The 20,931-nt window shown below is 70.7% G+C and carries 18 protein-coding genes; 15 read left to right on the forward strand and 3 right to left on the reverse strand.

Annotated features, from left to right (window positions below; all coding sequences use genetic code 11):
* Positions 1-305 precede the first annotated feature (305 nt).
* Together ACZ55U_RS30720 and ACZ55U_RS30725 are read left to right on the forward strand one after the other, a co-directional pair.
* A complete protein-coding gene (locus ACZ55U_RS30720) occupies positions 306-848 on the forward strand; it encodes a hypothetical protein (protein ID WP_465531281.1) in 543 nt (180 codons plus the stop codon).
* Between the two features lie 471 nt (positions 849-1,319).
* Positions 1,320-2,420, forward strand: a complete 1,101-nt coding sequence (locus ACZ55U_RS30725) for a hypothetical protein (protein WP_465531283.1) — start codon at positions 1,320-1,322, stop codon at positions 2,418-2,420.
* A gap of 311 nt (positions 2,421-2,731) precedes the next feature.
* On the opposite strand, the gene ACZ55U_RS30730 is transcribed toward ACZ55U_RS30725, so the two are convergent.
* Both ACZ55U_RS30730 and ACZ55U_RS30735 read right to left on the reverse strand, forming a co-directional pair.
* Positions 2,732-3,298: a TetR/AcrR family transcriptional regulator gene (locus ACZ55U_RS30730; RefSeq protein ID WP_465531284.1), complete on the reverse strand. Its 567-nt coding sequence runs from the start codon at positions 3,296-3,298 to the stop codon at positions 2,732-2,734.
* Between the two features lie 316 nt (positions 3,299-3,614).
* Positions 3,615-4,094: a hypothetical protein gene (locus ACZ55U_RS30735; protein WP_465531286.1), complete on the reverse strand. Its 480-nt coding sequence runs from the start codon at positions 4,092-4,094 to the stop codon at positions 3,615-3,617.
* 81 nt (positions 4,095-4,175) lie between these two features.
* Here ACZ55U_RS30735 and ACZ55U_RS30740 point away from each other — a divergent pair, with 81 nt between their 5' ends.
* From ACZ55U_RS30740 to ACZ55U_RS30800, 13 genes are all read left to right on the forward strand, one after another.
* Positions 4,176-4,592 (forward strand): PPOX class F420-dependent oxidoreductase, encoded by a 417-nt coding sequence (locus ACZ55U_RS30740; RefSeq protein ID WP_465531288.1) that lies wholly within the window; start codon positions 4,176-4,178, stop codon positions 4,590-4,592.
* 137 nt (positions 4,593-4,729) lie between these two features.
* Positions 4,730-6,232, forward strand: coding sequence for an MFS transporter (locus ACZ55U_RS30745; RefSeq protein ID WP_465531290.1), 1,503 nt, complete (start codon positions 4,730-4,732; stop codon positions 6,230-6,232).
* Between the two features lie 911 nt (positions 6,233-7,143).
* Positions 7,144-8,220, forward strand: coding sequence for a terpene synthase family protein (locus ACZ55U_RS30750; protein WP_465531292.1), 1,077 nt, complete (start codon positions 7,144-7,146; stop codon positions 8,218-8,220).
* Positions 8,221-8,317: 97 nt separating this feature from the next.
* The gene (locus tag ACZ55U_RS30755; RefSeq protein WP_465531294.1) at positions 8,318-9,484 is read left to right on the forward strand and encodes an IS701 family transposase; all 1,167 of its coding nucleotides are present in this window, start codon (positions 8,318-8,320) and stop codon (positions 9,482-9,484) included.
* A gap of 207 nt (positions 9,485-9,691) precedes the next feature.
* Complete coding sequence (locus ACZ55U_RS30760) at positions 9,692-11,083, forward strand: cytochrome P450 (RefSeq protein WP_465531296.1); 1,392 nt, start codon at positions 9,692-9,694, stop codon at positions 11,081-11,083.
* A gap of 287 nt (positions 11,084-11,370) precedes the next feature.
* Entirely contained in the window at positions 11,371-12,447 is a 1,077-nt protein-coding gene (locus ACZ55U_RS30765) for a polyprenyl synthetase family protein (RefSeq protein ID WP_465531299.1), read from the forward strand.
* A gap of 337 nt (positions 12,448-12,784) precedes the next feature.
* Positions 12,785-13,816 carry a mevalonate kinase gene (mvk, locus tag ACZ55U_RS30770; RefSeq protein ID WP_465531301.1) on the forward strand — a complete coding sequence of 344 codons (1,032 nt, stop codon included), beginning with the start codon at positions 12,785-12,787 and terminating at the stop codon, positions 13,814-13,816.
* On the forward strand, positions 13,809-14,861 hold the full coding sequence (gene mvaD, locus ACZ55U_RS30775; RefSeq protein ID WP_465531303.1) for a diphosphomevalonate decarboxylase: 1,053 nt from the start codon (positions 13,809-13,811) through the stop codon (positions 14,859-14,861). Before mvk ends, mvaD begins: the two co-directional genes overlap by 8 nt.
* Positions 14,858-15,985: a phosphomevalonate kinase gene (locus ACZ55U_RS30780; protein ID WP_465531305.1), complete on the forward strand. Its 1,128-nt coding sequence runs from the start codon at positions 14,858-14,860 to the stop codon at positions 15,983-15,985. The genes mvaD and ACZ55U_RS30780 overlap by 4 nt, the downstream gene beginning before the upstream one ends.
* Positions 15,982-17,073, forward strand: coding sequence for a type 2 isopentenyl-diphosphate Delta-isomerase (fni, locus tag ACZ55U_RS30785; protein WP_465531307.1), 1,092 nt, complete (start codon positions 15,982-15,984; stop codon positions 17,071-17,073). The genes ACZ55U_RS30780 and fni overlap by 4 nt, the downstream gene beginning before the upstream one ends.
* Positions 17,070-18,131, forward strand: a complete 1,062-nt coding sequence (locus ACZ55U_RS30790) for a hydroxymethylglutaryl-CoA reductase (protein WP_465531309.1) — start codon at positions 17,070-17,072, stop codon at positions 18,129-18,131. The genes fni and ACZ55U_RS30790 overlap by 4 nt, the downstream gene beginning before the upstream one ends.
* 2 nt (positions 18,132-18,133) lie before the next feature.
* On the forward strand, positions 18,134-19,309 hold the full coding sequence (locus ACZ55U_RS30795) for a hydroxymethylglutaryl-CoA synthase (RefSeq protein ID WP_465531311.1): 1,176 nt from the start codon (positions 18,134-18,136) through the stop codon (positions 19,307-19,309).
* A gap of 137 nt (positions 19,310-19,446) precedes the next feature.
* The gene (locus ACZ55U_RS30800) at positions 19,447-20,427 is read left to right on the forward strand and encodes a 3-oxoacyl-ACP synthase III family protein (RefSeq protein ID WP_465531313.1); all 981 of its coding nucleotides are present in this window, start codon (positions 19,447-19,449) and stop codon (positions 20,425-20,427) included.
* 65 nt (positions 20,428-20,492) lie between these two features.
* On the opposite strand, the gene ACZ55U_RS30805 is transcribed toward ACZ55U_RS30800, so the two are convergent.
* Entirely contained in the window at positions 20,493-20,657 is a 165-nt protein-coding gene (locus ACZ55U_RS30805; RefSeq protein WP_465531315.1) for a hypothetical protein, read from the reverse strand.
* Between the last annotated feature and the right edge of the window lie 274 nt (positions 20,658-20,931).

A 20,931-nucleotide genomic window follows, 5' to 3' on the forward strand; every position in this document is an offset into this window, starting at 1 on the left:
CGACGCCAGCACCAGGCCCGGACCAGCCACTACAAGCGACGAGGCCACAGCCCGACGGCTGAAGCCCCGTCATGCTAAGCACCGTTGCAGTACTAAAAGCGTGATGTCGGTCAGTCCTCCAGGGCAAGGCAGGTGCCGGCGAAGCAGCCGTCCGGCCGGCTGATAGCAGGCCATCCCTGCCCTCGAAACCCGCCCGGAGCCGTGGCCATCCTCCCGTCGGAGGACTCGATGCCACTCCCGGGGGTGACCATCGGACAGTGCTTCAGGGCGATCCCCGGCGCCGGCCCGGCAAGGAAGATCGGCCCATGCGATTCAAGACGTTTCATCCGTCCCCGACGGTCGGTGACACCGCACGACCGGTCCCCCCGTGGGCCATCCGCATGGCCCGGGTCATACCCCTGGTCGTCCTGCCATCGTGCATCTGGCGCCTACCGTTCGCATTCAACTACGAGATGGGCCAGGTCTACGCCGTCCACAAGACGTGGCACTGGTGGGTGATCCTCTACGTCTTCGGGCTGAGTCTTCTCTCCGAGGGGCTCGCCTACATGTCCTTCGGCCTGGTGGCCGGATGGGGCGAAGTGGTTCCTTCCTGGATCCCGTTCATCGGCGGCCGACGCGTTGCGCCGCTCGCGGCGATCATCCCGGCCGCCTTGGGCGCTCTGGGGCTGACGGCACTGTGGTGCCAGCTGCCGTTCGGCTTCCTCAACGTCGACGGGTTCCACATGGTCGGGTACTCCAACGGCTGGTGGAAGGCCCTCGCCGCAACGGCCGCACTGCCGCTGACTCTGTGGGGCCCGCTTCTCCTGGCTTTGACGTACGCGTACTACAAGCGGCGGCGCGGAGAGTGACAAGTGATCAACTTGGTGGGGTGGAGTCGGCGCCGTTTGCCCGACAGCCGGCAGATGCTGTCGGTAGCCCTGTGCTGGGAGGTCTGCGCAGGGCGGCGGTTTGACCGACGCCGAGAGGGCCGCGCGGGAGCGGATCCGGCTTCAGGCCGTGGAATGCTTCGAGGGCGGGGAGAAGAACAGGGGCATCCCGGTGCCTGCCCTCCCCTCCGCCAAGCGCCGCAACAGCCCGCGCCGCCCCCATGGCGGTGCCACGGTCTCAGCCACGCGCTGCGACCGCGCGGCGCCGGCAGGCCACGCCGGAGTCGCCACCCTTGGCCGGGCGCAGGCGTCCGGACGCGCCTCGCGACAGCAGGTGAGGCCCCGACCGCGTGCCGTCGGCCGGGCTTCTCCCGCCCCCGCTCGACCGCCGGGGTATCGCCCCGTGCGATCATGCGATGTCATCGTCGGAGGACGGGAACAGGGGGTGTCCGGGTGACGGAGGCGGTGCGCGGCGCGGGCCTGGTGGTCGGGCTGCGGGAGGGGGACGACCTGCTGGTCGCCGAACTGCGGGCGGGTGAGCTGGGGCCGTGGTCACGGCTGCCGGGCGCGCAGATCCGAGAACTGAGGCTGGGACGGGCACAAGTCGTCCGCCACGAGCGCGGCGTCTCGGTGATCGGCCACGCCGCCGACGGCGAAGGCCCCGTGCACGACGTGGCACACGTGGGTGAGGAGTTCGCCGCCGTGCCGCCCGCGTCCCCCGGTCGGTACGACCCGGGGCAGTACCAGGTGCTCAGGGACGGAACGACCGTGACGGTGCTGGGTTCGTCCGGCGAGCCGCAAACCCTCCGCCGGCTGCCCTGGCGCGCGACGGCCTGGGAGGAGGTCCCTGTTCCCGAGGGGTACTTGATCAGAGGTGCCACCAGCACTCCGGAGGAGCCGCTGGCACTCTACGGCGGCAGGCTGCGGAGCCGGAACGCCGACGGCGAACGCTGGGACCCAGTGCTGCTCACCCCGACGGCCACCGGCGGCTGGCACGAGACGGGCCCCGCCGGGTGGCGCCGTCCGTCAGCCGGTCCCCGCGGCCTGTTCGCCCGTCTGCTGGTGGATCCGCGCGACGGCGTCTTCCTGACCGCGGCCGGGGCCGGCGGCCTCTGGTGCGCGACGACGGAGCACGGGGACTGGGGCCTGGACACGCTGGTGTGTGCCGCCGCCCCGGCTGACCGGTCGTGGTCCTTCGTCCGCTGCGTCTACGACCACCTGGCCGGCCCGCCCCGGATCACGGCGCAGGGCATCACCGCCGTCACGTCCCGGGGCAGGGTCCTGCGCTACGCCCGGGACAGGAACCGGTGGACCTCCCTGGACCTGCGGCCTGTCCTCCGCAGGCTCGGTGTCCGCCTCTCGCCCCGCGATGACGGGTTCGGGGTCGAGAGCGCCGTGGTGACGGAGGACCGGTTGGTGCTCGTCGTCGGCCCCTCGGGCACGTCGGCCGCGGAGCGGTCCCTGCTCTGCTCGCTCCCGCTGGACGGGGCTTCGGTGGAGGTCCTCCTTGAGACGTCGGATCCGGAGCGCCGGCTGCGGGCGGTGCTGGCCTGATCGCCGGGCTCCGGCCCCACCCGCCCACGCTCCATCCCCACCCTTCCTGGGCCCGGCCCCGTCCTGTCCGCGTGCCGCCGTCCGCCGCGCCGGCCGGGGAGCTCCCGCCGGAACCGGCGTCAGTCCCACCAGGAGGACCGCGACGTGGTCGGCCGTCACCGGCGAACGGTTCTGATGGCCCATCCAGTTCGCGGTCTCCAGGACGGTCAGGTGCGCGCATCCCGACCCATCCCCGCCGCGTGACCCGGCAACCCGGCGAACGTGTGCGGTCACCGCGGTACGTGGCGGAGGCGAGGGATGCACGCCGCCCCTCACAGGAGGCGCCGCACGGCCTCCATGATCGCGTTCCGGCAGTCCTCCGGGTCCGACGTCAGGACAGTCGAAGCCGGCATGCTCGCGGCATTCGTCGGGCTCCAGGCCGAGGCGATGGCCAGGACGAGGGTGAGAAGTGTGGCCGGGGCGAAGCCCGGTGTGCCCACTCCGCCCTTCCGAGCCGCTTCCAAGGAGGCGAGCTTGTCGTCGTGGGTCTGCTTTGCGACGGCAGGGTCCCGTCCCACGGCAGTGCCGCGTTCCAGCCGGTGCCAGGTCGCCAGGCGGAGCACCTCGGGGTGCTTCTGGTAGAAGTCGAACAGCCGCCCGGCGTAGCCCGGCAGGTCGTCAGGCGTGAAGGGCACCATGTCGAGGCCGCGCCCGAGGTGTGCGTCGAAGACGGCGTCGAAGAGCCCGTCCTTGTTGCAGAAGTAGACGTAGATGAGGTTCTTGTTCGCCGAGGCGACCTTGGCGATCCGGTCGACGCGGGCTCCGGCGATCCCGTACGCCGCGAACTCCTGGGTTGCTGCGTGGAGGATGCGCGCCTTCGTGGCCTCGGCTCGGGACATGGGAGTCATGCTAACAGCGCCTACTGGATCTTTCCGGGGCGTAGGACCCGGTGCCCTCGCCGGGTGAGCGCGTTCGCCGCTGTAACCACGGTGGGTTCGTTTGAGACACGAGGCGATTCGTTCGGGAATCCCGTCGGTGGTCTTGCTCCGGGTGAACCGGTGAGGGCGAGAAGTGCCTCGCCGGAACGGTGAGTTGCCACCGCCCGACGATGACCGGGCCGACGGTCGGCGCGATGCGCAGGCCCACGACGGGGCAGGCCGGGGGTCGCGGCGACGTGCTCCTCGTGATCAGGGGACCGGTACGCGGCGTGTGTCGTCACCGCAGTCCGAAGGCGTCGATCACTGCCTCGGAGGCGAGCAGCATGACGGTGCACCACAGGGTGACACCGGCCATCAGCCAGCCGATCAGCCGCCACCGGGGCAGGCCCAGCGCCGTGCCGAGCATGGCCGATCCCCAGGTGCCGAAGAGCGCAGGCCCGATGATGCCGAAGCCGATCACGCCGTACCGGTTCACCAGGCGCCGGGCCCGTCGGCCGGTGGGTCCGTCAAGGCGGTTGCGGCGGTTGCGGCGGTTCTCGGGCGGCGGCCCGGCGGTGACGGGCCGCCGCTTCGAGCGCCGGAGCAGCCAGCGGGTACGCAGCCACCCGGCCGCGAAGACTGCGGACAGCAGGCATCCGGCCGCGCCGAGGAGTACGGCGACGAGCGCGACGGGCGGGGGGAGGGAGGAGAGGCCGAAGGGTACGGCCGGGGTGCCCAGGGCGAATCCGGCGAGCACGGCCGAGGCGAAGGTCAGCACGCAGCACTCCTCGTCTTGGGGACGGGCGCCACGTCGGTTCGCGGCGACAGTGTGAATTAACTAACCAGTTACGCTATCGCGGTGACCACCTCACCATCCGCCTCAGCATCCTTGCCGGGCAGTTCGGTTGAACGACTGGCGGCATCCAGGTACGTACTTCTCACGACGTTCCGCCGGGATGGGCGGGCCGTGCCCACTCCGGTGTGGGTGATGGGGGACGGGGACTGCCTGGCCGTGTGGAGCGCGGCCGACGCCGGCAAGGTCAAACGGATCCGCAACAGCGGCCGGGTGACCGTCGCCCCCTGCAACTGGCGGGGAGTCCCGAAGGGGGAATCCGTGCCCGGTGTCGCCGAGTTGCCCGCCGACCGGGACACCTTCCACTACCTCGACCTGATGAAGCGCAAGTACGGCCTCGTCGCGCGGGTCGGCTTGCTGGGCAGCCGACTGAAGGGATCCGGGTACCGCGCGGTGGGCATCCGGATCCGACTCGCGGAGTGACCCTCGCGGACCTCCGTCGGATCCGGCCACCGCTCTTTGCCTGAAAGGCTGTTGACGGACCATCGGATCTCGGGCAGCCTTGCCTCGGATATTAACCATCCAGTTAGTCAATCTATTTCGAACGGAGTGGCACCGCCATGTCGGCATCCACCACTGAGCTCACCGGCATCCCGCCCGAATCAGGCCCCCCGTCCCCGCGGTCCTCGCTGCGGTGGTGGGCGCTGGCCGTGATCGGCCTGGCCCAGTTGATGATCATGTTGGACGCCACCATCGTGAACATCGCGCTGCCGTCCGCCCAGGCCGACCTGGGCTTCTCCGACAACGACAGGCAGTGGGTCGTCACCGCCTACGCACTCACCTTCGGCAGCTTGCTGCTGATCGGCGGGCGTGTCGCCGATCTCTTCGGCCGCAAGCAGGCCTTTCTCGCGGGTGTCATCGGATTCGCCGCCGCCTCGGCGCTCGGCGGAGCCGCCGGCAGCTTCGAACTCCTGGTGCTGGCCAGGGCGATCCAGGGCATCTCGGGTGCCCTGCTGGCCCCGGCGGCCCTCTCCCTACTGACGACCATCTTCACCGACGTCAAGGAGCGGGGCCGGGCCTTCGCGATCTTCGGTGCCATCGCGGGCGCCGGCGGCGCGCTCGGCAACCTGCTCGGCGGCCTGCTGACCGAGTACCTCAACTGGCGTTGGACCCTCTACATCAACCTGGCGTTCGCGGCGGTGGCGCTCCTGGGCGGTCTGCTGCTGATCGAGCGTCAGCCGCGGTCGGAGCAGCGCCCCAAGCTCGACGTCCCCGGTGCGGTACTCGTCACCCTGGGGCTGTTCGGCCTGGTCTACGGGTTCTCCAACGCCGAGTCGCGCGGGTGGAGTTCTCCCGCCAGCTGGGGTCTGCTGGTCGGAGGCCTCGCCCTGATCGCCCTCTTCGCGTACTGGCAGTCGACGACGGCCGGGCCGCTGCTGCCCCTGCGCATCCTCCTCGACAGGGATCGAGGCGCCTCCCAGATCGCCATTCTGGTCGCCACCGGAGGCATGTACGCGGTCGCGTTGTTCCTCGCCTACTACATGCAGCAGACGCTCAAGTACACACCGATCGAGGCGGGGCTCGCCTTCCTGCCCATCCCCGCCGCACTGGTCGTTGCCTCCGCTCTGGCCGTGGGGGTCCTGATGCCCCGGGTGGGGCCGAAGACCGTGATTCCCCTCGGGATGGCGCTGCTGGGCGTGGGCATGGTCTGGTTCACCCGCCTGGATCTGGACAGCACCTACACGGGAGGCATCCTGCCGCCGCTGCTCGTCCTGGGCCTCGGTCTCGGCCTGGTCTACGCGCCGGCGATCGACCTGGCCACCTACCGGGTTCACGAGGATGACGCCGGGGTGGCCTCCGCGGCGGTCAACACCTCGCAGCAGATCGGTGGTTCGTTGGGGATCGCCGTTCTCAACACGCTCGCGGCGACCGCCGCGGGCAGCTATCTCAGCAGCCGGCAGGCCACGCCCGAGGTGATCGCCGGGGCGGCGTTGCACGGCTACTCCACCGCGTACTGGTGGGCGGCCGGCCTCGCGGCCGTCGGGCTCGTCGTGACCTTCGCGCTGTACCGTCCCGGTGTCCGGGAGAAGTCCCCCGACGCGGTGAAGGCCGTCGCCATGTGACACCTGCTCCACGAAGTCCTTCCATCCTTGAATCGCACGCAGCCCCCGGGGCCGCGCCGCGCCCCTCGGGGCCGGTCGCCGCCCCGGGGGCTGCTTGCTCGGGCCGCCCTTGAGTGACTGATAGCGGAAGCCGAGCACGGCACCCGCGGTCCTCCCCGGGCCCCGGGGGCGGTAGAACGTGTACGGCCCGGAGGCCCGGAGTGCGCCGCGGTGGTCTCGGTGCTGAAGTTCACCGGCACGTCGATGAAGAGCTCCTGGCCGAGAGCCTCGTGGGAGCGGGCCTGCTCGCCCGTGGCCCGCAGGACGGTGACGCTCTGGCGGCCGTCCTCAGGCGGGGAGAGGACGAAGCCATGCGCCACGTCGGAGCGGTGGTCGCCGTCGGTGCCGACGCTGACGCGGTAGACGGCGTCCGGGTGGAACGCCTGGCCGCCGGTTGGGGGCGACCGGGTTGACGTTCAGGATCAGCACGGGTCCGGTCGCCAGGCGCGGTGAAGGCGAGCGGGCTCCCCGCCGCCGCCGCTGACGGCCGCGCCTTGTTGCCGGCCCGTTGTCCATCGATTGTCTGCCGGGACGCTGGGCTCAGGCGCTGCCCGGGGTGCGCGACCGTGTTGACCAGGGCGTTGACCGTATGCCGACGAGATCGTTGATCGTTCGTCTACCAGTGTCCCTGACCGTGTATCAGGTCCGGTCACGGACTCGGTGGCTTCCGGACGGGGCCGCCGGCGGACGACCAAGGAGGACTCGCATGTCCCGTATTCCCCTTGGCGCGAGTCCGCGCCGTTCGGGTCCGTAGTGGGTCGCACACAGCCCCACCACCCAAGGCCGTCCAATGCTCCTGGTTCATTCCGAGGGCCACCTCAGCATTACTGCGACATTCCTGCCGCTCAGTCCTGCCCGAAGGGATTTTTGGCATGACAACCGTGCGCCGCACACTTGGCGTTCCGCCGTTTTTCTGCCCCTTGCCCGACGCCGTGTACGACAAGCCGGAGGAAATAGACGCCGGCGCCGTCGCCTGGATGTTCCGGCAAGGGTTCCGCAAGGAGGGTGACTGGCTGCCGCGCATGAATGCGGGTTCGTACACCGCGCACTGCATGCCGTACGTCCTCGACCGGTGCGCCGAGATCATCACCTACGTCATGTACTGGGGCGGTGCCTGGGACGACGACCTCGACGTGATCCCGGGGCTGGACCAGCCCGCACCGCTGACGGTCCACGTCAGCCGGCTCAAGCACATCCTCGCCTCGCCCAAGTCCGTCGTGCCGCCCGGAGACGCGTACCTCTCCTCCTTCCAGGACTTCTGGAACCACATCTCCACCGTGTCGACCCCGGGCCAGCTCGAACACCTGCGCCAGGGTTTCTGCAGCTACTTCGACGGCGTGCTGTGGAAATGTGCGAACCAGAGCCTCGGTGAACTCCCCGAACTGGGCGACTACCTGATCATGCGTGGCAACGACGTGGCCGGCCCCTGGCTGACCGCACTCACTCCGATCGGCGGCGGCTACGAACTGACCGCAGCCGAACGTCTCGATCCCCGCGTGCGCGCCGCCTCCGAAGCCGTATCCGTCATCGTCGGTCTCGACAACGACCTGATCTCCGTTCACCGGGAGAATCTCCAGGGATTGTTCGACCAGAACGTCATCAGCATCATGGTGCGCGACCGGCAGTGCACGCCCGAGGAAGCGGTCGCCGAGGTCCGCGCGCTGCGCGACCGAATCATGTCCCTTTACCTGAATCTGCGTGACCAGGTCTCCGCGACCGCCCGCCCGGAACTGCGGCGATACGTCCACGAGATCGGCTACTGGATTCGCGGGCACATCATCTGGGCGGATTTCACCACCCGTTACTGCGCGCCTGTCGACCCGGAGACCGGCGAAGAACAGGACTTCGGTGGCTACGGCCTGGTGTGGGCCGACGAGCCGGCTGACGCCGACCCTGCGCCCCTGCCGATTCCACAGATCGCCTGGTGGTGGGACCAGTTGGAGAAGTGACAGCGGCGAAGCAAAGTCCGACAGGTCCACACGTTCGCCACTAATACTGCAACGGTGCTTACCATGACGTTCGCCGGGTTCGCTCGTTGGGCTGTTTATGGGTGGGGACATATCCGAGATCGATGCTCGTGACTGGTCGGATGGGCTGGCTCGGCTGCACGAGCGGTTTGCGCACCGGTTCGCGCGGAGTGAGTCGCGGGAGTCTGCGCTGGTGTATATGCGGGGTCTGCTGGCGCCGTTGGAGCGGAAGAACGGCTGGACGGTGGCCGAGGAGGCCGGTCACGGCGGGCCGGACCGGATCCAGCGGCTGCTGAACCGGATCGACTGGGATGCGGACGGGGTGCTCGACGACGTGCGCGAGTACGTCGTCGAGCACCTGGCCGATCCCGGCGGCGTGCTGATCGTGGACGACACCGGGTTCCTGAAGAAGGGCGTGCGGTCGGCCGGTGTCCAGCGGCAGTACTCGGGCACCGCGGGCCGCACCGAGAACTGCCAGGTCGGCGTCTTCCTCGCTTACTCCGGACGCCTCGGTCGGACCCTGATCGACCGGGCGCTCTACCTGCCGAAGTCCTGGACCGACGACCGCGAGCGCTGCCGGGCCGCAGGAATCGGCGACGAGATCGAGTTCGCGACCAAGCACCAGCTCGCCCGGCGGATGGTCCGCCGGGCGATCGACGACGGGATCCCGTTCCGCTGGGTGACCGCGGACGCCGGCTACGGCAACAGCAAGGGCTGGCGCACCGAGCTCGAACAGGCCGACGTCTTCCACGTCGTGGCCACCACCAGGCACGACACCGTGGTCACCCGCCGAGCCATGGACCACCGCCTCCACGACTTGGTCGCGGGGCTGTCGCGGCAGAAGTGGAAGCGCCGCTCGTGCGGCGACGGCTCCCACGGCCCGCGGGTCTACGACTGGGCCCGCGTCGAGGTCCGTCCCTGGCACCGCCCGGACCGGCGGCACTGGGTGCTCGCCCGCCGCGGCGTCACCGACCCGACGAAGGTCGCCTACTACATCGCTTACGCGCCCGCCGAGACCACCCTGAACGAACTGATCGCCGTCGCGGGTGCCCGCTGGGCGATCGAGGAGTGCTTCCAGAGCGCCAAGGGCCAGTGCGGCCTGGACGACTACCAGGTCCGCCGCTACCCGGGATGGCATCGGCACATCACACTCGCGATGGCCGTCCACGCCTACCTCGCCGTCCTGCGCGCCCAGCAGCTCGAAAAGGGGCTGGACCCGCTCGAACGCCAGACCTTATACCGTTGACCGTCCCCGAAATCCGCCGCCTGGTCACCCGCCTCAACCGGCCTGTCCGCCACAGCATCGCCCACGTCCTGCACTGGTCCCGCTGGCGTCGCCGACGCCAGCACCAGGCCCGGATCAGTCACTACAAGAGACGAGGCCACAGCCCAAGAGCTGAAGCCTCGTCATGGTAAGCACCGTTGCAGTACTAACCGCATGGAGGTTTGTTCCGTGACAGGCCAGGAAACCCGCAGCTACACGAAGGGCAGCGCACCGAATGCCCTGCCCGTGCTCGGGCACGCGAATCAGCTGCGCGGCGACCCGCTCACCTTCCTCCGATCACTGCCCGAGCAGGGCGATCTCGTGAAGATCATGGTGGGGCCGACCCCCATGTACATCGCGTGCCACCCTGATCTGGTCCACGAGATGCTGACCGACAAGGTCAAGGACTTCGTCAAGGGCGGTCCCGTGATGGACCGCGTGCGCACGGTCCTCGGAGACGGGCTGGTCACGGTCGACGGCCTCGTCCATCGCAAGCAGCGACGCCTGATCCAGCCGTCCTTCCACCCCGCGCGCATCGCCGAGTACGTCGGCATCATGCAGAAGCAGGCGGCCGCGTCGGCTCATGAATGGCCGGAAGGCAAGAACGTCGACCTCCTGATGCAGATGGGCAACCTCAGCGCCGACGTGGCGCTGAGCTGCCTCTTCTCCGAGCCCGGTGAGGGCGAGGTGCGCCGGGGCGGTCACCACGGTCTCCCGACGGCCCTGAACACCGTGATCGACGGCATGTTCTTCCGCATGCTCAACCCGCTGCCGGCGCTGTCCTTCCTGCCCACTCCCGGCAACCAGCGCTACAGGCGGGCGGAGGCGCAGCTGCACCAGGTGGTGAACGAGACCATCGACCGCTACCGCCGCTCGGGCGACGGCGGCGGTCTGCTGCGCACGATGATGACGGAGGTCGACGAGGAGGGGCACCGCTTCACCGACCAGGAGCTGCACGACCAGTCCATCACCCTGCTCCTCGGAGGCGCGGAGACCACCGCCGTCCTGATGTCGTGGATCTTCCACCTGCTGCACGAGAACCCGCAGGTCGCCGCCGAGTTGCACGCGGAGCTCGACGAGGTGCTGGCCGGCCGCCCGGTGACGGCCGAGGACCTGAAGAAGCTGCCGTACACCCGCAACGTCGTCGCCGAGGGTCTGCGCCTCTACCCGCCGGCCTGGCTGCTCAGCCGTCGTGCCGCTGTCGACACCACGCTCGGCGGGCTGCCCGTGCCGGCCGGCACCGAGCTGTCGTACAGCCCCTTCCTGCTGAACCGGGACGCCCGCTACTTCGACGCCCCCGACAGCTTCGAGCCGGACCGGTGGCTCACCATGTCGACCACTCCGCGCAAGGGCGCCTACCTGCCCTTCGGCGCCGGGAACCGCAAGTGCATCGGTGACGCGTTCGCCCTCACCGAGGCCCAGGTCATCGTGGCCACCGTGGCCCAGTACTGGAAGCTGGACCGCGCCCCGGGCACCCGCCCCACGCGCGCCCTCGTGCGGATGAGCCTGCGTCCCGACCAGCTCACGATGGTGCCGACCCGTCGGCAGCCGGCACGCGAGCCGCAGTCCGCCGCGAGCTGAACCCGTTCCGTTCGACCGACAGGGGACCGGCGGGTGCCGCACCGGGCCCGCCCCTGCCCGGCATGCCCTCCACCATGGGAACCCGCACGTACGGAGGGCATGCCATCCGGCGCGGCCCGCACACCCACCCCTCGCCCCTCCCTCGGCGCCCCGCACCCTCGGTGCGGCCCGGCGACTGCCGGGGCCCTCCTTCGCCCGGCCGGAAAGTGATGCCTCTCGGCGCTTTCCCTCCCATGCCACGTCCTCGCGGACGCGGCCACATGGTCTTGACGAACAGGAGTAACGACATGAACTCGACCACCAGCCTTCGCGAGCCGGGAGCCGACGCCCTGGACTCGGTTCGTCTGCGCGGTCTGATCGACGAGCGATTGAACGCCTTCCTCGACGCCAACTGCGACAGGCAACCCCACCTGGTCTCGCTCATCGAGCATCTGCGCGGCTTCCTGACCGCCGGCGGCAAGCGCATCCGGCCGCTCCTGTGCATGGTGGGCTGGCACGCGGCGGGCGGATACGGCGACACGGGGCCCGTCATCGGCGCGGCGGCCTCGCTCGAACTCTTCCACGCCTTCACCCTCATCCACGACGACGTCATGGACGCCTCCGACACCCGGCGTGGCCGTCCGACCCTCCACCGGACGCTGGAGACGGGTGCGGACGCCACGGCCGCCGAGCGGTTCGGCACCAACAGCGCGATCCTGCTCGGCGACCTGGTCATGGTGTGGTCGGACGAGCTGCTGCACTCCAGCGGCATCGACCACGAGCGACTGGTCGCCGTCAGACCGCTGCTGGACGCCATGCGCACCGAGGTGATGATCGGTCAGTACCTGGACCTGCTGGCCACCGGGAAGCCCGACGAGGACGTCGAACGGTCGCTGGCCGTGATCCGCTACAAGACGGCGAAGTACACCGTGGAGCGGCCGCTGCACATCGGCGCGGTCCTTGCCGGAGCGGACCGGGCCCTGCTGGACGTCTTCACCGCCTACGCCCTTCCGATCGGCGAGGCCTTCCAATTGCGCGACGACCTCCTCGGCGTCTTCGGCGACCCGTCCAAGACCGGCAAGTCGGTCCTGGACGACCTGCGGGAGGGCAAGGCGACCGCTCTGATGGCACACGCCCTCCACGCCGCCGGCGCCGAGCAGGCGCGGGTGCTGAGGTCCCTGGTCGGCGACCCGGACCTGGACGAGGCAGGCGCCGAGACGGTCCGCGGGATCCTGCGGGCCACGGGCGCCGCCGACAAGGTGGAGCAGATGATCACCGATCGTGTGCGGCGTGCCCGGCGGGTCCTGGACGAGACCCCGTTCCCGGACGAGGTCAGGAAGACCCTCGAAACCTTCGTCACCACCACGACGCTCCGGACCACCTGAGTACGCTCCGGACCACCTGAGTACCACGTCGGCGCGGGTCGCCACCCTCCCGGCGCCGCCACACGCCTCGCTCGCCTCGCGAGCCCACCCCGTCCGGAACCCGCTGCCGGGGGGCGACCGGGGGAGAACCGGCCCGGCACCCGCCAGGGACGCGGTTCCGCGAACACGCACCGTCGGGTGCGGCTCGACGCCCTGGCCCGCCCCGCGCGAGGACATCGCTCGCGCCGGCGGACGCGACCGCCGGCCACGGTGGTCCGGGGTGGCCCGGGCATGACGCGGCGCGCGGTCGAACGGGCTTACTTCATTCCTTCCTAGAAATCTGGATGACGCGATCTCAATGGAATTTCGACAAGGGGAGCTGAGCACGTCGACTCCACCGGCCTCGGCGGCAGGGACAGCGGACAGCCTCCGTGCTCGCTCGGTCGGCACCGGCCACGCCCATGCCAAGGCCATTCTGCTGGGGGAGCACGCGGTCGTCTACGGAGCCCCGGCGCTCGCCCTGCCCGTTCCGCAACTGTCGATCACCGCCGGCGTCGGGTTCTCCACCCGCGGTGAAGAACCGGCAGGTGTGTCCTTCACGATGACCGGATCCGCCTGGAAGGAGGTCGGAACGCAGGCATCCGAGGGGCTGCGCCGGCTGACCACCGACTTCAGGGCATCCACGGGCATCGACGACGGCCGGCATCTCGATGTGATCATCGACGGTTCGATCCCGCTCGGCAGGGGGCTCGGCTCCAGCGCGGCCTGCGCCCGTGCCGTCGTCCTCGCCCTGGCCGACCTCTGCGGCCGCGAGGTCTCGCAGCGGACGGTGTTCGACCTGGTGCAGACCGCCGAGAACGTGGTGCACGGCAAGGCCAGCGGCGTCGACGCCGTCACCGTCGGCGCGAGCGCGCCGTTGCTGTTCCACGCGGGCGAGGCCCGCACGCTGCTGGTGGGCTGCGACGCGCTGTTCGTCCTCGCGGACAGCGGCACCGTCGGCAGCACCAAGGAAGCGGTCGACAAGCTGCGGGAGAGGTTCCGACTCCACGCCGGAGCGCAGGAGCGGTTCGTCCGCCGGGCGTCGGAACTGGCCAGCGAAGCCGTGACCACCCTCGCCGCCGGCCGGCCGGAGGAGCTCGGCTTCCTGCTGACGGAGTACCACGGAATGCTCCGCGAGGCCGGGCTGAGCACTGACCGGATCGAGGGGATGGTGGGTGCCGCGCTCGCCGCAGGAAGCCTCGGCGCCAAGATCACCGGGGGTGGACTGGGCGGCTGCGTCCTCGCACTGACCCAGCCCGAGCGGGCGAGAGAGGTCACCCGGCGGCTGCACGAAGCGGGGGCCGTGCAGACGTGGATCGTCCCACTGAGGAGGCTCGTCACGCATGTCTGAGCAACAGATCACCGTGCGCCGCCCGCAGGACCGGCAGGGCGCGAACGGGGCCACCGCCGTCGCGCACCCGAACATCGCGCTGATCAAGTACTGGGGGAAGCGCGACGAGCGCCTCTTCCTGCCGTGGACCAGCAGTCTGTCGATGACTCTTGACATCTTCCCCACGACCACCCGGGTTCGCCTCGACGCCGAGGCCTCGGACGACGAAGTGACCTTCAACGGCGTACCCGCGGCGGGCGAGGAGCGGCGGCGCATCGCCGGGTTCCTCGACCTGGTGCGCCGGCGGGCCGGGCTCACGCACCGGGCCGTCGTCGACACCCGCAACACCGTACCCACCGGGGCGGGCCTGGCCTCCTCCGCCAGCGGCTTCGCCGCGCTCGCCGTCGCCGCCGCCGCCGCGTACGGACTGGACCTCGACGGCACCGGTCTCTCCCGCCTGGCCCGCCGCGGTTCCGGCTCGGCCTCGCGGTCGATCTTCGGCGGCTTCGCCGTCTGGAACGCCGGCAACCCCACGGCGCCGCCCGCGGAGGCCGACCTCAGCTCCTACGCCGAGCCGGTACGGACGGGCGACCTCGACCCCGCACTGGTCATCGCGGTGGTCAACGCCGGTCCCAAGGAGGTGTCCAGCCGCGCGGCGATGCGCCGTACCGTCGAGACCTCGCCCCTGTTCGAGCCTTGGGCCGCGTCGAGCCGGGACGACCTGACCGAGATGAGGGCGGCGCTCCTGCGCGGCGACCTCGACGCGGTGGGTGAGATCGCCGAGCGCAACTCTCTCGGCATGCACGCGACCATGCTGGGCGCGCGCCCCGCGGTGCGCTACCTCGCGTGCGCCTCGCTCACCGTCCTGGACAGCGTGCTGGGGCTGCGGCGCGACGGCATACCGGCCTACGCGACCATGGATGCCGGACCGAACGTCAAGGTGCTCTGCCGTCGTACGGACGCCGACCGGGTCGCCGAGGCCGTGCGCGACGCTGCCGCGGGCGGCACCGTGCACATCGCCGGGCCCGGACAGGGCGCCCGCCTGGTGGACGCGGGCGGACGATGACCTCCGGGCGAACGGTCGTCCGCAGCGCGCCCGGCAAGCTGTTCGTCGCGGGCGAGTACGCGGTGGTGGAGCCCGGTACCCCGGCCATCGTGGTGGCCGTGGACCGGGAGATCACCGCCACGGTGACCCTCTCCGAAACGGCCGACATCGTGATCTCCTCCGATCTCGTCCCCCGGGCGGTGAACTGGCGATGGCTCGACGGCCGGCTCCACGCTCCCGGCACGGAGAACGGGGAAGCCGACGGACACGGCGCGCGGGGCGCACTGACGCACGTGGTGGCAGCGGTCGAGACCGTGGGACGACTGCTGGCCGAACGCGGCCTGCCCATGCCCGGGCTGGACCTCTCGATCGGCAGCCGGCTGCATGACAACGGCCGCAAGTACGGCCTGGGGTCGAGCGGCGCGGTGACCGTGGCCACGATCGACGCCATCACGTCCCTGTGCGGACTGGACCTCTCACCCGACGCCCGGTACCGCCTGGCCGTGATCTCCTCGGTCGGGATCGATCCCGTGGGCTCCGGCGGTGACCTCGCCGCCAGTACCTGGGGCGGCTGGATCGCGTACCAGGCACCCGACCGGGCCTTCGTGCTCGACCTCACCCGCCGGTACGGCGTCGAGGAGGCGTTGCGCACGCCCTGGCCGGGCCACTCGGTCCGGAGGCTTCCGCCCCCGCGCGGCCTCGCCCTCGAAGTCGGCTGGACCGGCAACCCGGCCTCCACCGCCTCGCTCGTGTCCGGTCTGCACCGCCGGATCTGGCGCGGCACCGCGTCGCACCGCGCGTTCGTGGAGACCTCCACCGACTTCGTACGCGCCTCGATCACCGCTCTCGAGGCCGGCGACGACCAAAGCCTGCTGCACCAGATCCGCCGTGCCCGGCAGGAGTTGGCCCGCCTCGACGACGAAGTCGGGCTCGGCATCTTCACACCCGAGCTGACGGCCCTGTGCACGGTCGCCGAAACCGCCGGCGGTGCCGCCAAGCCGTCGGGCGCGGGCGGCGGCGACTGCGGCATCGCGCTGCTCGACGCCGAGGCCATGCACGACATCTCACACGTACGGCAGCGGTGGGCCGCGGCCGGGGTGCTGCCCCTGCCCGTCCGGCCCGCCCCGGAAGGGACCGAGAAATGAGCGCTCAGCGCAAGGACGACCACGTCCGGCTCGCCATCGAGCAGCAGGACACCCGCAGCGGGAACAACCAGTTCGACGAGGTGTCCTTCGTCCATCACGCCCTGGCCGGCATCGACCGGCCGCAGGTGTCCCTGGGCACGACCTTCGCCGGGATCTCCTGGCAGGTGCCGCTCTACATCAACGCGATGACCGGCGGGACCGCCAAGACCGGCGTCATCAACCGAGGTCTGGCGATAGCGGCCCGCGAGACCGGGGTACCCATCGCGTCGGGCTCGGTGCACGCCTACTTGAAGGACCCGGCGTGCGCCGACACCTTCCGCGTCCTGCGCCAGGAGAACCCCCGCGGTTTCGTCATGGCGAACGTCAACGCGACGGCATCGGTCGACGACACCCGGCGTGCCGTCGATCTGCTGGAGGCCGACGCCCTGCAGATCCACGTCAACACGGCGCAGGAAACGGCCATGCCGGAAGGCGACCAGTCCTTCGGGTCCTGGGTCCCGCAGATCGAGAAGATCGCGGCGGCCGGTGACGTACCCGTGATCGTCAAGGAGGTCGGCAACGGCCTGAGCCGGGAAACCGTCCTGCTGCTGCGACAACTGGGGGTCCACGCGGCGGACGTCGGTGGCCGGGGCGGCACCGACTTCGCCCGGATCGAGAACGGCCGGCGACCGCTCGGCGACTACGCGTTCCTCCACGACTGGGGCCAGTCCACCGCCGCCTGTCTCCTGGACGCTCAGAGCGCCGGTCTTCCCGTGCTCGCCTCCGGCGGCGTCCGCCATCCCCTCGACGTCGCCCGCGCCCTGGCCCTGGGCGCCTCCGGCGTCGGGGCCTCCGGAGTGTTCCTGCGCACCCTGCTCGACGGCGGTCCCGAGGCGCTGATCGAGCAGCTCACGAACTGGCTGGACCAGCTCGCGGCCCTCCAGACCATGCTCGGCGCCCGCACTCCCGCGGACCTCGCGAGCAACGACCTGATCATCCACGGCACCCTCCGTTCCTTCTGCGCCGACCGGGGCATCGACACGGGGCGACTCGCCCGGCGTTCCCGATCGGCCGACACCCTCCACAACGCGACAGGAAAAGCACAGTGACCGACATACACGCCATTGCCAGGGTCCCCATGAAGTGGGTCGGACCCCTTCGAATCTCCGGGAACATCGCCAACACCGAGACCCACGTTCCCCTCGCCACCTACGAGACACCGCTGTGGCCCTCCGTGGGCCGCGGCGCGAAGGTGTCCATGCTCACCGAGCAGGGCATCGTCGCCACCCTCGTCGACGAGCGCATGACCCGCTCGGTGCTCGTCGAGGCGACCGACGCCCAGACCGCGTACACGGCCGCCCGCGCCATCGAGGCGCGGATCGAGGAACTGCGCGCCGTGGTCCGCAGCTGTAGCCGGTTCGCCGAGCTGCTCACCGTCCGGCACGAGATCGCGGGCAACCTGCTGTTCATCCGGTTCGAGTTCGGCACCGGCGACGCCTCCGGCCACAACATGGCCACGCTCGCCTCCGACAACCTGCTGACGCACCTGCTGCGGACCGTTCCGGGAATCTCCTACGGGTCGATCTCCGGGAACTACTGCACGGACAAGAAGGCGACCGCGATCAACGGCATCCTCGGCCGCGGGAAGAACGTGGTCACGGAACTGCTCGTCCCGCGCGACGTGGTGGAAGGCGTCCTGCACACCACTGCCGCCAGGATCGTCCAGCTGAACATCCGCAAGAACCTGCTCGGGACCCTGCTGGCCGGCGGCATCCGCTCGGCCAACGCCCACTACGCCAACATGCTGCTCGGCTTCTACCTGGCCACCGGGCAGGACGCGGCCAACATCGTCGAGGGCTCCCAGGGCGTCACCCTGGCCGAGGACCGCGACGGTGACCTCTACTTCTCCTGCAATCTGCCCAACCTGATCGTCGGCACCGTGGGCAACGGCAAGGGCCTGGAGTTCGTGGAGACGAACCTGAGCCGCCTCGGCTGCCGCGTGGACCGCGCCCCCGGCGAGAACGCGCGCCGGCTCGCCGTCATCGCGGCGGCGACGGTCCTCTGCGGCGAGCTCTCGCTGCTCGCGGCGCAGACCAACCCGGGTGAACTCATGCGTGCACACGTCGAACTGGAGCGCGACAACAAGACGGCAAAGGTCGGTGCCTGAACATGTCTGACACCGCTTCCTTCGGAATCCACGACCTGTCCTTCGCGACGACCGAATACGTCCTGTCGCACGCGGCACTCGCCGAGTACAACGGCACGGAGATCGGCAAGTACCACATAGGCATCGGCCAGCGGTCGATGAGCGTGTGCGCCGCGGACGAGGACATCGTCACCCTGGGGGCCGCCGCCGCGGCCCCGATCATCGCCCGGCACGGTTGCGAACGGATCCGGACGGTGGTCTTCGCGACGGAATCCTCGATCGACCAGGCGAAGTCCGCCGGCATCTACGTGCATTCACTGCTCGGCCTGCAATCGGCCTGCCGCGTCGTCGAACTGAAGCAGGCCTGCTACGGAGCCACGGCCGCCCTGCAATTCGCCATCGGACTCGTACGACGCGACCCCGACCAGCAGGTCCTGGTGATCGCGAGCGACGTCTCCAAGTACGAACTGGACAGCCCCGGCGAGGCGACCCAGGGTGCCGCCGCGGTGGCGATGCTGGTCAGCGCCGCCCCCGCCCTGGTCCGCATCGAGAACGCCTCGGGCCTGTTCACCGCCGACGTGATGGACTTCTGGCGGCCGAACTACCGCACCACCGCCCTCGTCGACGGGCAGGAGTCCGTCGAAGCGTACCTGCGGGCGGTCGCAGGCAGCTGGAAGGACTACGGCGAGCAGGGCGGGCGCACGCTCGACGAGTTCGCCGCGTTCTGCTACCACCAGCCGTTCACGAAGATGGCCTACAAGGCACACCGCCACCTGCTCGACCACGCGGGCCACAGCGCCGACCAGGCCGACATCGAGCACGCCATCGGGCAGACCGTGGCCTACAACACGTCCATCGGCAACAGCTACACCGCCTCGGTGTACCTCGCTCTCGCCGCGCTGCTCGACCAGGCGGACGACCTGACCGACCGGCCCATCGGCTTCCTCAGCTACGGTTCCGGCAGCGTCGCCGAGTTCTTCGCGGGCACGGCCGTCCCCGGCTACCGCGAACACCTGCGGACCGCAGCGAACCTGGCGGCGATAGCCAGGCGCAGGCCGGTCGACCACGCCCGCTACCGCGAGCTGCACGAGTGGTCCTTCCCGGCCGACGGAGGAGACCACCCCACCCCGCAGCAGACCACCGGGCCCTTCCGGCTGGCCGGCGTCAGCGGTCACAAGCGCATCTACCAGGCGCGCTAGAACACCTGCGATCCCGAACACCTGCGGTCCCATGCGTGCGGGGGCAGCCTCCGCGGCTGCTCCCGCACGCGCCCGCCACGGCCGCAGGCCAGTTCCACACCCACCGTTCTCCATCCATTTGAGGGGAGGGCAGCCGTATGACCGACGTCAGGATTCTCGGTACGGGTGCCTATGTGCCGGAGCGAATCGTGTCCAATGACGAGGCCGCGGCGGCGGCGGGGGTCGACGACGCGTGGATCACCGACAGGACCGGCATCCGGGAACGGCGATGGGCTGCCGACGGCCAGGCCACCTCGGACCTGGCCACCGCCGCGGGGCGTGCCGCGCTGAGGTCGGCCGGCATCTCCGCCGAGGAGCTGTCCGTGATCGTGGTCGCCACGTCCACACCCGACCGGCCGCAACCGCCCACCGCCGCCTACGTCCAGCAGCGGCTCGGCGCGGGCGGCGCGGCCGCGTTCGACGTCAACGCGGTCTGCTCCGGCACGGTGTTCGCGCTCTCCGCGGCCGAGGGCGTACTCGCCCGCACCGGCGGCCATGCGCTGGTCATCGGTGCGGACCTGTACTCCCGCATCCTGAACCGGGCCGACCGCAGGACCGTGATCCTCTTCGGGGACGGCGCCGGAGCCGTGGTCCTGGGGGCGCCGGTCGACCACGGACCACGTGTCCGGCACCTCTCACTGCACTCGTTCGGCGAACTGTCGGGGCTCATCGAGGTGCCCGCCGGCGGCAGCCGCATGCCGGTGGACCAGGCGGTCCTCGACGCGGGGCTCCAGTACTTCGCGATGGACGGGCGAGGCGTGCGGAACTTCGTCGGTGACCACCTGCCGCGGCTGGTCAAGGGATTCCTGCACGAATGCGGTGTCGCGCCCGACGACATCGACCACTTCGTACCGCACCAGGCCAACGGCACCATGCTGGACAGCGTCTTCGCCGACCTGGCACTGCCTCGCGCGACCATGCACCGCACCCTGACGCACTACGCCAACACGGGAGCCGCCTCCATCCCGATCACCCTGGACGCGGCCGCCCGCGCTGGCGCCTTCACCCCCGGCGACCTGATCCTCCTGGCCGGCTTCGGCGGCGGTATGTCGGCGGGATTCGCGCTGGTCGAGTGGTGAGAAGGTCTGGGCCGGTGGGGAAAGCGCCGTCGTGAAGTTCCACCCCGCGGTTGGACACTCTCCGTCTACGCTGCGAGGGTTTTGTCGCGGGGGCCGGCGGCGAGCGCGAGGTGGAAGACGGCCCAGAAGCCGAAGGCCTCGGCTTCGGTGCGGTATCCGGTGGCGGTCGCGAACGTCGGCGACGGGGGCCTCACCGTCGGCCGGTGCGCCGTCGCCGTGGCGTCGCCCATCCGGAAGGCCTGCGCGGGGATGCGCGCCTGCGGGACGGCGTGCGCGGACGGTCCCGCCGGGTTCGGGCGCCCGGACGGGGCGGGGGGACCGCGGGCCCGGTGACGCGCCGGGGTGCGCGGCAGCGGTGGGGTGCTCGGGTCGGTCCCTGGCGCTTCCTGGCAGGGGTGTGGGGGGGGGGGGGGGGGGGGGGGGGGGGGGGGGGGGGGGGGGGGGGGGGGGGAGGGGGGGGGGGGGGGGGTGGTGGGGGGGGGGGGGGGGGGGGGGGGGGGGGGA

The organism is Kitasatospora sp. NPDC034533 (assembly GCF_055575155.1).